Origin of the sequence: Streptomonospora wellingtoniae (assembly GCF_031845375.1) — a bacterium.
GTDB lineage: Bacteria > Actinomycetota > Actinomycetes > Streptosporangiales > Streptosporangiaceae > Streptomonospora > Streptomonospora wellingtoniae.
Genome location: NZ_JAVREK010000003.1, coordinates 12,064 through 23,679, shown reverse-complemented (window position 1 = coordinate 23,679; position 11,616 = coordinate 12,064). Strand labels below are relative to the sequence as shown.

General features: G+C 70.7%; 10 protein-coding genes. 9 read left to right on the top strand and 1 reads right to left on the bottom strand.

The genetic code is table 11. The features are described from left to right. Positions 1–64: 64 nt before the first annotated feature. Entirely contained in the window at positions 65–775 is a 711-nt protein-coding gene (locus RM446_RS03650) for a DUF305 domain-containing protein (protein WP_311543646.1), read from the bottom strand. Positions 776–1,098: 323 nt separating this feature from the next. Here RM446_RS03650 and RM446_RS03645 point away from each other — a divergent pair, with 323 nt between their 5' ends. The 9 genes from RM446_RS03645 to mrdA all read left to right on the top strand — a co-directional run bounded on the left by RM446_RS03645 (position 1,099) and on the right by mrdA (position 11,612). Next, positions 1,099–2,520: an LVIVD repeat-containing protein gene (locus RM446_RS03645; protein ID WP_311543645.1), complete on the top strand. Its 1,422-nt coding sequence runs from the start codon at positions 1,099–1,101 to the stop codon at positions 2,518–2,520. A gap of 232 nt (positions 2,521–2,752) precedes the next feature. Next, entirely contained in the window at positions 2,753–4,171 is a 1,419-nt protein-coding gene (locus RM446_RS03640) for an LVIVD repeat-containing protein (RefSeq protein WP_311543644.1), read from the top strand. A 139-nt stretch (positions 4,172–4,310) separates the two neighbouring features. Continuing rightward, positions 4,311–5,657 (top strand): bifunctional folylpolyglutamate synthase/dihydrofolate synthase, encoded by a 1,347-nt coding sequence (locus RM446_RS03635; protein WP_311543936.1) that lies wholly within the window; start codon positions 4,311–4,313, stop codon positions 5,655–5,657. Next, on the top strand, positions 5,654–6,028 hold the full coding sequence (locus RM446_RS03630) for a DUF4233 domain-containing protein (protein WP_398694391.1): 375 nt from the start codon (positions 5,654–5,656) through the stop codon (positions 6,026–6,028). The genes RM446_RS03635 and RM446_RS03630 overlap by 4 nt, the downstream gene beginning before the upstream one ends. A 222-nt stretch (positions 6,029–6,250) precedes the next feature. Beyond that, a complete protein-coding gene (ndk, locus tag RM446_RS03625) occupies positions 6,251–6,661 on the top strand; it encodes a nucleoside-diphosphate kinase (protein ID WP_311543643.1) in 411 nt (136 codons plus the stop codon). A 200-nt stretch (positions 6,662–6,861) separates the two neighbouring features. Next, positions 6,862–7,896 (top strand): rod shape-determining protein, encoded by a 1,035-nt coding sequence (locus tag RM446_RS03620; protein ID WP_311543642.1) that lies wholly within the window; start codon positions 6,862–6,864, stop codon positions 7,894–7,896. A 1-nt stretch (position 7,897) separates the two neighbouring features. Continuing rightward, positions 7,898–8,893: a rod shape-determining protein MreC gene (gene mreC / locus RM446_RS03615; RefSeq protein WP_311543641.1), complete on the top strand. Its 996-nt coding sequence runs from the start codon at positions 7,898–7,900 to the stop codon at positions 8,891–8,893. After that, positions 8,890–9,435, top strand: a complete 546-nt coding sequence (gene mreD / locus RM446_RS03610) for a rod shape-determining protein MreD (protein ID WP_311543640.1) — start codon at positions 8,890–8,892, stop codon at positions 9,433–9,435. The genes mreC and mreD overlap by 4 nt, the downstream gene beginning before the upstream one ends. Beyond that, positions 9,432–11,612 (top strand): penicillin-binding protein 2, encoded by a 2,181-nt coding sequence (gene mrdA, locus RM446_RS03605; RefSeq protein ID WP_311543639.1) that lies wholly within the window; start codon positions 9,432–9,434, stop codon positions 11,610–11,612. The genes mreD and mrdA overlap by 4 nt, the downstream gene beginning before the upstream one ends. Positions 11,613–11,616 lie beyond the last annotated feature (4 nt).

Below are 11,616 nucleotides of genomic sequence, written 5' to 3'. Positions count from 1 at the left end.
GCGGCGGGCGCCGCCCGATCCCGGAGGCCGGTGCGGGCGCGCCGAGTGCCCCAGCGGGGGCGGATCAGCCGTCGAGGACCTCGTCCATGCGGTTGATGTCGGCGGTCTGCTCGGCGATGACGTCGTTGGCCATCCGCAGCACCACCGGGTCCTTGCCTTCGAGCGTGGCCTCCTCGGCCATGGAGATGGCGCCCTCATGGTGGGTGGTCATCAGGTCGACGAACATCGCGTCGAACTCCGCGCCGTCGGCCGCCTTCAGCGCATCCAACTCCCCCTGGCTGGCCATACCGGCCATGTCGGCGTGCTTCACCTCGACCGGGCAGCCGCCCTTCCCGCGGTCCTGGCCGCCGCCGTCGCCGTGGTGGCCGTGCTCGGCCGCACAGGCGCCCGGGGTGGGGTCGTTCTCGCCGGAGCCGTAGACGTTCTCGTCCAGCCACGCCTCCATCGCCTCGATCTCGGGGCCCTGCGAGGTTTCGATGCGGTCGGCGATCTTCTTGAGGTCGGAGTTCTCCATCCGCTCCTCGGCGAGGTCGGTCATGACGAGCGCCTGTTCATGGTGTCCGATCATCAGCGCGACGTAGCTGATGTCGGCCTTGTTGTGCTTGAGGCCTTCCACGGCCGCGTCGATCTGCTGCTGGGATGCCGGTGAGGCGGATTCGCCGGGCGCCCCCGGCGCGAGGACGGGCGGGCCGTCGGCGGACTGGTCACCGCCGGTGCAGGCGGCGAGGCCGGTGAGGAGGACGGCGGCTGCGGCCGCCAAGACCCGGTTCCGCACGGGGGCTCCTTCCACGGGGACGGCGGCGTCGAGGGTGCCGCTCCAGTGCTTGTCTACTCACCGCGCAGACGGCTTGTCCAGAGTGCCCGCCGCGATCGCCGCCGATCCCGGGCCTCTCGGGAGGAGGATTCCCGTCGCTGATCGGCGTTGTTTCGCCACGTCAACGCCGCTTTCCGGTATAAAAGTGGCGGTATGTGAAATGTATCCCCGCCGAAGATCGCGGAGTGTTGACTCCGGGATTCGCGAGGAAGGTGCTCTGTACAACCCGGTCGGGGTATGGGTAGCTTTCTTAAGATTCGGGATGCTTCGGATTAGGAGGGCACATGTCGACATCCCCCCGGCCTTCCCTGCTAGGGAGCGCTTGCGCGCGGCGCACCGGTGCGGTCGTCGCCGGTGCCGCGGTGGCCGCTCTCGCCGCGGCGGCGCTGGCGCCGGTGGCGGTCGCGGACTCGGACGAAGTTTCGACCAGCGAGAACGTCGAACATATCGCCAACCTCGCCAAGGAAGGGCCGTTCGCGAACTACGGCGCCTTCAATTCCGATCTCGCTTTCACCGGCGACTACGCGATCGACGGCAACTACAACGGCTTCATGGTCTACGACATCTCCGATCCCACGTCTCCGCAGGTCGTAAGCCAGGTTCTGTGCCAGGGAGGGCAGGGCGACGTCTCCGTGAGCGGCGACCTGCTGTACTACTCCGTGGACTATCCGCGGGAGAGCGAGGAGTGCGGCGCGCCCGCGAGTACACCGGAGGACGCCGACGCGTTCGAGGGCGTGCGGATCTTCGACCTCTCCGACAAGGCCGCACCCGAGTACGTGGGCGCGGTGCGCACGGACTGCGGTTCGCACACCAACACGCTCGTGCCCGGCGACGCCGACACCGACTACGTCTACGTCTCCTCCTACTCGCCCTCCGACTCCTATCCCAACTGCCAGACACCGCACGACAAGATCTCGGTGATCGAGGTGCCCAAGGACGACCCGGCGTCGGCCTCGGTGGTCAACGAGCCCGTGATCTTCCCGAAGGGCGGCAACGAGGACCAGGACGGCCTGCTGCTGCCCACCCAGGGCTGCCACGACATCACCGTGCTCCCCCGCAAGGACATGGCCGCAGGCGCCTGCATGGGCGACGGCGTGATCATGGACATCAGCGACCCGGTGGAGCCCGAGGTCACCGAAACGGTCCGCGACGAGAACTTCGCCTTCTGGCACTCGGCCACCTTCAGCAACACGGCCCGCTCGGTGATCTTCACCGATGAGCTGGGCGGCGGCGGCGCGCCCACGTGCAACGAGGAGATCGGGCCCGAGCGCGGTGCGGACGCGATCTTCTCCCTCAAGGGCGGCAAGAAGCATCCGCGGCTGGAGTTCGCCAGCTACTTCAAGATCGACCGCCACCAGACCGACACCGAGAACTGCGTGGCGCACAACGGGTCGCTGATCCCGGTGCCGGGCAAGGACTACTTCGTGCAGTCCTGGTACCAGGGCGGCGTCTCGGTCATCGACTTCAACAACCCCAGGAAGCCGCGCGAGATCGGCTACTTCGACCGCGGACCTCTCGACCGGGACGAGCTGCAGCTGGGCGGCTCCTGGTCGGCCTACTACTACAACGGCCACGTCTACTCCTCCGACATCCAGCAAGGCTTCGACGTGCTGGAACTGGACGACCGCCGGCTGAGGAAGGCCGAGAAGGTCACCTACGACGAGTTCAACCCGCAGAGCCAGCCCAAGTACCGGCCCGGTCGCTGACCGCTCCGGCTCTGCGCCCGTCGCCCGAGTACGGCGCGAGCACGGTCCCCGGCCACCAGCGGCGGGCCGTGCTCCGCGTTGCCGCCGGCAGGGCGGTCGGTTGGGTGGCGGCGGCGCCCCCATCGCCGCCACCCACCCGCCCCCTGCCCGCGGTCCCGGCGAGTCCGTCCCCCGACAGCGGGCCACCGCCCGCACGGACCCGCCCCGTGCAGGTAACCACCGGGAGTGATCCATGCCGATGCGACCCGCATCCCCCGTCCCCCCGTCAGCCCTACGCCGGAGGTGGCGCCGAGGCGGCCGCCTCACCGCCGGCCTGGCCGCCACCGCCGCAACGCTGCTGCTGGGTACGGCCCTGGCACCGGCCGCGGCAGCCGACGACACCTCCAGCGACAACGTCGAGCACCTCGCCAACGTCCCGCTGCAGGCCCCGGTCGACAGCGTCGGCTCGGACCTGGCCTTCACCGGCGACTACGCGATCGACGGCAACTACAACGGCTTCATCGTCTACGACATCTCCGATCCCAAGTCCCCGCAGGTCGCCAGCCGGGTGCTCTGCGAGGGAGGGCAGGGCGACGTCTCCGTGAGCGGCGACCTGCTGTACTACTCCGTGGACTATCCGCGGGAGAGCGAGGAGTGCGGCGCGCCCGCGAGTACACCGGAGGACGCCGACGCGTTCGAGGGCGTGCGGATCTTCGACCTCTCCGACAAGACGGCGCCGACGTACGTGGGCGCGGTGCGCACGGACTGCGGTTCGCACACCAACACGCTCGTGCCCGGCGACGCCGACACCGACTACGTCTACGTCTCCTCCTACTCGCCCTCCGACTCCTATCCCAACTGCAAGCCCCCGCACGACAAGATCTCGGTGATCGAGGTGCCCAAGGACGACCCGGCGTCGGCCTCGGTGGTCAACGAGCCCGTGATCTTCCCGAAGGGCGGCAACGAGGACCAGGACGGGCTGCTGCTGCCCACCCAGGGCTGCCACGACATCACCGTCTTCCCCAAGCGCGACGTCGCCGCCGCCGCTTGCATGGGCGACGGCGTGATGCTGGACATCAGCGACCCGGTGGAGCCCGAGGTCACCGAAACGGTCCGCGACGAGAACTTCGCCTTCTGGCACTCCGCGACGTTCACCAACGACGCCAGGTCCGTGCTGTTCACCGATGAGCTGGGCGGCGGCGGCGCGCCCACCTGCACCGAGGAGATCGGGCCCGAGCGCGGCGCGGACGCGATCTACTCCCTCAAGGGCGGCAAGAAGCATCCGCGGCTGGAGTTCGCCAGCTACTTCAAGATCGACCGCCACCAGGGCGAGCAGGTCTGCGTGGCGCACAACGGGTCGCTGATCCCGGTGCCGGGCAAGGACTACTTCGTGCAGTCCTGGTACCAGGGCGGCATCTCGGTCATCGACTTCAACGACCCCGAGAACCCGCGCGAGATCGGCTACTTCGACGTGGCGCCGGACGAGGAGGCCGGCGTGATCGGCAACGACACCTGGTCCACCTACTACTACAACGGCTACGCCTACTCCTCCGACATCGTCCGGGGCCTGGACGTGCTGAAGCTGACGGACCGCCGGCTGAGGAAGGCCGAGAAGGTCACCTACGACGAGTTCAACCCGCAGAGCCAGCCGCGCTACCGCCCCGGCCGCTAGACCGGACCGGGACCCGCGCGACCCGCCCGGCCCGCCGTCCTCAGCGGAGGACGGCGGGCCGCCGCACGCCGGGCGCCGACACGGCTGGCGGTGAGTAGGGTGGTCGTGTGTGCACACCAGTCGAAACGCCGGCCGCGCCGTGAGTGAGGCCGGGATCCACGAGCAGTACACCCGGATCGTCGCCGAGATCACCGCCCGCCGGGTCGAGACCGACATCGACCCCTCGACCGAGCGGATCCGCGCGCTGATGGACATGCTGGGCGACCCCCAGCACAACTACCGGGTCATCCACATCACGGGCACCAACGGCAAGACCTCCACCGCCCGGATGATCGACGCGCTGCTGCGGGAGCGCCACCTGCGCGTGGGCCGCTACACCAGCCCGCACCTGCGCACCATGCGCGAGCGCGTCGTCGTCGACGGCGAGCCGGTCTCCGAGGAGCGCTTCGTCGAGGCCTACAACGACATCCGGCCCTATGTGGAGCTCGTCGACGCCTCCCACGAGATCCCGCTGTCGTTCTTCGAGGTGCTGACCGGCATGGCCTACGCCCTGTTCGCGGACACCCCGGTGGACGTCGCCGTGGTCGAGGTGGGCATGGGCGGCACCTGGGACGCCACCAACGTTGCCGACGCCGACGTCGCCGTGGTCACGCCCATCGCCGTCGACCACACCGAGTTCCTGCCCGACACCGTCGAGGGCATCGCCGAGGAGAAGGCGGGCATCATCAAGCCCGACTCCATCGCCGTGCTCGCCCAGCAGCCGCTGGACGCAGCCGAGGTGCTGATGCGCCACGTCTCCGAGATCGGAGCGCAGGTGGCCCGCGAAGGCCTGGAGTTCGGCGTCGCCCACCGCGGGATCGCCGTCGGCGGCCAGCAGTTCTCGCTGAAGGGGCTGCGCGGCGGCTACGAGGGCCTGTTCCTTCCCATGTTCGGCGCGCACCAGGCCGGCAACGCCGCTGTGGCGGTGGCCGCGGTCGAGGCGTTCGCCGGTCCCGGCGAGGGCGACGAGCGGCTCGACCCCCAGTTGGTCTCCGAGGCGCTGGCCGGGGTCGAGTCCCCGGGGCGCCTGGAGGTCCTGCGCACCACGCCCACGGTCCTGGTCGACGCCGCGCACAACCCGGCCGGGATGGCCGCCGTGTCCGAGGCCGTGCAGGAGGAGTTCGGGTTCATCCGGCTCGTCGGCGTCCTGTCGATCATGGCCGACAAGGACGTCGAGGGCATCCTGGAGCCCCTTGAGCCGCTGCTCGCCGAAGTCGTGGTGACCACCAACTCCTCGCCGCGCAGCCTCACGTCCGAGCAGCTGCACGACATCGCCGAGCCGGTCTTCGGTTCGGAGCGGGTGCACGTGTCCGAGCGCCTCGACGACGCCATCGACACCGCGATCGCGCTCGCCGAGGCCGACGGCGAGCCCAGTGGCGCCGGCGTGCTGATCACCGGTTCGGTCGTCACGGCCGGCGACGCCCGCCACCTGATCAAGGGGGAATGACCATGCGGCGGATGTGCGCGATGGTGCTCTCCCTGGAGTTCATCGTCATCCTGCTGGCCGTCCCGGTGGCCGTCCAGATCGTCGGCATTCCGCCGGCCACGGCCGGCGGCGTGTGGGGCGGGCTGTCCCTGGGCGCGCTCGTGCTGTCGATGCTGCAGCGGTTCGCCTGGGCCCACTACGCGGGCTGGGTGCTGCAGGCGGCGTTCCTGGCCACGGGGTTCGTCGTGCCGGGCCTGGCGGTGCTGGGCGTCCTCTTCCTGGCGCTGTGGGTGACGGCCGTGATGCTGGGTCGGCGCACCGACGCCCAGGAGGCCGCGCAGGCGCGCCGCGCGCAGCAGGAGAGCCCGGGCGAGGCCGGCGCAGCGGGGTAGTCCGGCCCGCGCCGCGGGTCGGAGGGCCGCGCGGGCGCGGCCGCACCGCCCCGGTCCGCGCTGGTCCGGGGTCTGGCGGAGCGGCTCCGCGGGCGTTGCGGACGCGATAAGGTTGCCACGGCCAGGGGCGGCCGCATCGCCGCGCGTCGGACGCAGCCACGTGTCGACCCCGCCGCATCCCCCCCGAGACCTGCGCACCGATTTCCGAGGAGTGTCACCACCGTGGAGCGGACCCTTGTTCTGATCAAGCCCGACGGCGTGCGGCGCAGCATCATCGGCGAGACCATCTCCCGCATCGAGCGCCGCGGCCTGCGGATCGTCGCGATGGACCTGCGTACGCTGGACGCCGACACCGCCAAGACCCACTACGAGGAGCACGCCGAGCGGCCGTTCTTCGAATCGCTGGTGGAGTTCATCACCGGCGGGCCGCTGGTGGCCATGGTCGTCGAGGGCGAGCGCGCCGTCGAGGCGTTCCGCGCGCTGGCCGGCGCCACCGACCCCGTATCGGCGGGCCCGGGCACCATCCGCGGCGACTTCGCGCTGGAGGTCCAGCAGAACATCGTGCACGGGTCGGACTCGACCTACTCCGCCGAGCGCGAGATCAAGCTGTTCTTCCCCGATCTGGGGGTCTGAGCGACGTCGCGTCCCCAAGCGCCGGGCCTGTGCCCGGCGCTTTTTTGGTGTGCGAGCACCTGATCCGATCGGTGTGTTTGCGTAGTCGGATGACTGCGCAGAGTTACGATACGGGTACTGGATCCATATCCGTACTGGAACGAGTCCGTATTGACCGCCCCGTGGGGGCCTCACCCGTTTGGTGCCGCTGAGGACGCTTCATGAACAATAACCTCGCCTTCTTGGGCCGCGATATGGCGGTCGACCTCGGGACAGCCAACACACTCGTCTACGTCCGCGGCCGGGGGATCGTGCTCAACGAGCCCTCCGTCGTGGCACTCAACTCCTCCACGGGGAAGATCGTCGCTGTCGGCATCGACGCCAAGCAGATGATCGGACGCACGCCGAGCAACATCACGGCGGTGCGGCCCCTCAAGGACGGTGTCATCGCCGACTTCGAGATCACCGAGCGCATGCTGCGCTACTTCATCCAGAAGATCCACCGCCGCCGCCACTTCGCCAAGCCGCGCATCGTCGTCGCCGTACCCAGCGGGATCACCGCTGTGGAGCACCGTGCGGTCAAGGAGGCCGGCTACCAGGCGGGCGCCCGGCGGGTCTACATCATCGAAGAGCCCATGGCCGCGGCGATCGGCGCCGGGCTGCCCGTCCACGAGCCCACCGGGAACATGGTCGTCGACATCGGCGGAGGCACCACCGAGGTCGCGGTCATCTCCATGGGCGGCATCGTGACGTCGCAGTCCATCCGCGTGGGCGGCGACGAGCTCGACCAGGCGATCATGACCTACGTCAAGAAGGAGTACTCGCTGATGATCGGCGAGCGCACCGCGGAGGAGCTCAAGGTCGCCATCGGCTCGGCGTTTCCCACCGGCGGTGAGGAGCTGCACGCGGAGGTGCGCGGGCGCGACCTGATCAGCGGTCTGCCCAAGACCGTCGTGATGTCTGCGGGCGACGTCCGCCAGGCCGTCGAGGAGCCGGTCACCAGCATCGTCGATGCGGTGCGCACCACGCTGGACAAGTGCCCGCCCGAGCTCTCCGGCGACGTCATGGACCGCGGCGTCGCGGTCACGGGCGGCGGCGCGCTGCTGGCCGGGCTCGACGGCCGGCTGCGCCACGAGACCGGCATGCCCATCCACGTGGCCGAGAACGCGCTGGACTCGGTGGCGGTGGGTTCGGGCACCTGCGTGGAGAACTACGAACGGCTCAGCCAGGTCCTCGTCCCCGAGCGGCGGCGCTGACATGCGCCACGACGGATCCCGGGCCCGGCTCGTCGTGGGGATCCTCGCCGCCCTCTCGCTCGTGCTGGTGGTGCTGGACTCCCGGGAGGGCGCCAACCCTGTCACCAGCGCGGCGCGAACGGTCGGCGAGGTCGCCTTCCGCCCGGTCTCGGCGGGGGTCTCGGTCGCGGGCGCGCCGATCGGCGGCGTCTACCGGACGGCCGCCGCCGCCTTCGGCGCCGCCGAGCGCGCCGAGGACCTGGAGCAGGAGAACGAGGCGCTGCGCGCGCGGCTGCAGACCCGCGAGTACGACTCCGAGCGCGCCGCGCAGCTGGACGAACTGCTGCACCTGTCTGGAATGGGCGGGTACGAGATCGTGCCCGCCCAGGCGGTCACCCGCGTGACCGCGCGCGGGTTCTCCGACACCGTCACTCTCGACGTGGGGCGCGATCAGGGCGTCCGCCGGAACATGACCGTCGTCAGCGGCGACGGCCTGGTGGGCCGGATCGTCCGGGCCGGGGCCGGCACCTCCACCGTCGTGCTGGTGACCGACCACGCCTCGTCCGTAGGCGCCCGGCTGGAGGACTCCCACGAGATCGGGGTCGCCGACGGGGGCTCCGAGGGGTCGGGGGACGGAGATCCGCTGCGCTTCGAGCTGATGAGCGCGGACACGCGGCTGAAGACCGGACAGCGCATCGTCACCCTGGGCTCGCTCGAGGGCACTCCGTACGTGCCGGGCGTGCCCGTCGGAACCATCACATCGGTCGACAAGACGCCGGGACGGCTCACCCGCACGGGCAGAGCCGAGCCCGCCGTCGACTTCGGCTCACTGGACGTCGTGGGGGTCATCGTGGCCGGACCCGAAGATGACCCCCGCGACTCCCTCCTGCCCGACCCGCCGTCCGAGGCACCGGGTGACGAGGGAGACAAGAAGAACAAGAAGGACGAACAGGACCAGCGGGACGGAGACGAGGCCGCGGACGGCGGGTCCGGTTCCGGCGAGGAGGACGGACGATGAAGGCGACGGTTTCGGCGCTGCTGGTACTGGCCGCCGTGCTCGTCCAGACGGTCGTGATCAACCGGCTGCCGCTGCCCTGGGGCGTGGCGCCCGACGTCGTACTGCTCGCCGTCGTCGCGATCGCGCTGTGGTCGACGCCGGCCGCCGGGGCGGTCACCGGATTCGCCGCAGGGCTGGCGGTGGACGTGCTGCCGCCGGCCGACCACGAGGTCGGCCGGACCGCGCTGCTGCTGTGCCTGGCCGGCTACCTGGTGGCACGGATCCACGACTCCAGCGCGCGCTCGGGCCTGGGCCCCTACCTGGCCGCGGCCGCAACCGCGCTCGCCGTGCCCGCAGGGTTCCTGCTCATCGCAGTCGTCCTGGGCGACCCCCGCGCCGCGCTGCCGGACGCCCTGTGGCAGGTCCTCATCGGAGCCGCACTGACAGTCCTTCTCAGCCCGCTGGTCCTGGGGCCCGTGACGCCGCTGATGCGGCGGGTCACCTTCGACCCCTACGCCGACCTGCCCACTCCGTGGATCAGCGCGAAGGGAAGGGCGAGATGAGCCCACACCGCAGGCGCAGGATGCTCAGCGGGCGGCGGCATCGGAGCCCCCGGCCGCAGACCGGCCCCGTGCGTCCGCCCACGGCCCGCCGGGCGAGCATGGTCGCGGTGCAGCTGCTCGTCCTGGTGCTGTTCGCCGCGCTGACCGCACGCATGTGGTACATGCAGGTGCCACAGGCCGAGCACTACCGCGAGCTCGCCCTGGCCAGCCACACCCAGAAGCTCATCCAGCCCGCGGTGCGCGGCCGCATCCTCGACTCCAGCGGCCGTCCTCTGGTGACCAACCGCACCGAGCTGACGGTCACCGCCGACTTCCACACCCTGCTCAACCAGGACGACGACGGTGCCGCTGTGCTGCGCAAGGTCGCCAAGCTGGTCGAGCTCCCCTACGAGAAGCTGAGCGGGCGCGTGCGCCTGTGCGGGCCCGAGACCGGGCGCCCCTGCTGGCAGGGCTCGCCCTACCAGCCCATCCCGCTGGCAGAGGACGTCGACCCGCGCGTGGCCCTGCAGATCATGGAACGCAAGAGCGAGTTCCCCGGCATCTCCGCCCAGCAGATGGCGGTGCGCGAATACCCCCACGACGAGCTCGCCGCGCAGATGCTCGGCTACCTCCAGCCCATCACCCAGGAGGAGTTCGAGGCCCGCGAGGACCTGCGTGCCGAGTTCAGCGGCGTGGACCGGGTCGGCCGCGGCGGCGTCGAGGCCGTCTACGACGAGCGGCTCCGCGGCGACTCCGGCACCCGCATCCTGTCGGTCTCCAGTCAGGGCGACGTGAGCGGCGTCCTCAAGGACGCTCCGTCCGAGCCGGGAATGCACCTGGTCACCCACATCGACACCGGAGTGCAGCAGATCGTCGAAGACGCGCTGGAGAGCGCCGTGGAGGGCGCGCAGGCGCAGGGCAAGCCCACCGACTCCGGCGCGGCGGTGGTCCTGGACGTGCGTACCGGCGGTGTGGTCGCCATGGCCAGCCGGCCCACCTACAACCCCGAGGTGTGGAACGGCGGCATCGACGCCGAGACCTACGACAGGCTCCTCAGCGAGGACGCCGCCGAGCCGCTGGTCTCGCGCGCGCTCCAGGGGCAGTTCCCGCCGGGATCCACGTTCAAGCCCACCACCCTGGCCGCCGCGGTCGAGAGCGGATCGCCACTCCACGGCGCCTATAGCTGCCCGGGTTCGATCGGCCTGGCCGGCCGCTCCTGGCAGAACTTCGCGGGCGGCGGCTACGGGACCATCGACCTGCACAAGGCCATCGTGGTCTCCTGCAACACCGTCTTCTACAAGCTCGGCGACGAGATGTACCACGACTATAAGAGGAACGGGGCCAAACAGGGCGGCAAGGACCCCGTCTCCGCGATGGCGCACGGCTTCGGGTACGGCAAGCCGACCGGCATCGACCTGCCCCACGAGTCGAGCGGGCGCGTCCCCGACCGCGCGTGGAAGCACGAGTACTGGAAGGACACCCGCGAGCACAGCTGCAAGATGGCGAAGAAGGGCTATGACGACGAGGAGCCCGCCCAGGCGGCCTACCTGGAGCGCCTGGCCCGCGAGCACTGCCTCGACGGCGACCGCTGGCGTGCGGGCGACGCCATCAACCGCGCCATCGGCCAGGGCGACATGCTGCTCACGCCGCTCCAGCTGGCGCGCGCCTACGCGGCCATCGCCAACGGCGGCACCGTCTACGAGCCGCGGGTGGGCCGCGCCTTCCTCTCCGCCGACGGTGAGCGGGTCGACGAGATCGAGCCCGTCAAGGCAGGTGAGCTGCCGATGGACGACCGCACCCTGAAGTACATCCAGCGCGCGCTGACCCAGGTGCCCAAGGAGGGCACCGCGGCCGGCGCCTTCGGCGGGTTCCCGCAGGGCGAGGTCTCCGTCGCCGGAAAGACCGGTACGGCCACCATGCAGAACCGCGAGGACTCCGCCTGGTTCGCCTCCTACGCCCCCGCCGACGACCCGCAGTTCGCGGTGGTGGTGCTGATCCCGCAGGCCGGCACCGGCGGAGCCGCCGCGGCGCCGGTGGCGCGCAAGATCTACGAAGGCATCTACGGCTTCTCCGCCACCGGCGGGGACGAGCAGGACGGCGGCGCGCCGAGCGGGCCCGCCCTGCCCTCCGGCGCACCACCCTCGAAGCTGCCCGACGTCCGCGCGGACGGCTCCGTCGACCAGCTCGACGACCACTGATGAC